The 659-nt window shown below is 65.6% G+C and carries 2 protein-coding genes; both read right to left on the bottom strand.

From position 1 onward, the window contains the following. Positions 1 to 416 (bottom strand): aldehyde dehydrogenase family protein (locus EN935_RS39080; protein ID WP_127374407.1); only part of this gene is annotated, 416 nt, incomplete at its 3' end. A 53-nt stretch (positions 417 to 469) separates the two neighbouring features. After that, on the bottom strand, positions 470 to 659 hold a 190-nt coding region (locus tag EN935_RS39075; protein ID WP_245489185.1), incomplete at its 5' end, for a GMC oxidoreductase.

Genomic DNA, 659 nt, shown 5'->3' with positions numbered 1-659 from the left:
CGCTTTGTGTAGGGGAAGGGCCCGCCGAGATCTATCGACTCGCCATTGTAGGCGGCAACCGCACCGCCGAAATATTCAAGGCAGTCCGCCGCAGACGGTGCATCCGCCACCAGCGTTTCCTGGATCGCCTTGCCGGTGTCCAGCGTCTCGATGCGGGCGAGGTCGGCGTTGCGGGCGCGCAATATGTCGGCGGCGCGGCGCAGGATGCGCCCACGCTCTACTGGCTTCAGCCGCGCCCAGGCGGGCTGCGCTGCCCGTGCTGCCTCGACGGCGAGTTCCAGCACGTTCGGCGTCGCCGAACGCAGCATGGCGATGGTCTCACCGGTTGCCGGATAGATGACCGGCAGCGGCGCGCCGCCGTCGTCCTCGATGTAGCGTCCATTGACATAGTGCGATGCCGTGGGCTGGGCGCGCATGGGAGGTCTCCAAATCGTCTTCGCTTTTGGCGGAACGTTCGCCGGATCATGCTCTATCTGTCCGACGCCTGCCAGCGCGGATTGATCCATGGTTCCTGGTTGGACGGCGCCAGCGGCGTGCGGCCAAGGATATGGTCGGATGCCTTCTCGCCGGTCATGATCGATGGCGCGTTGAGATTGCCGTTGGTGACGCGCGGGAAGATCGAGGAATCCGCTACCCGCAAGCCTTCGACGCCGATGACC

This window comes from Mesorhizobium sp. M7D.F.Ca.US.004.03.1.1 (genome assembly GCF_003998635.1).
Lineage (GTDB): Bacteria > Pseudomonadota > Alphaproteobacteria > Rhizobiales > Rhizobiaceae > Mesorhizobium > Mesorhizobium loti.
This window is presented reverse-complemented; position numbering and strand designations above follow the sequence as displayed.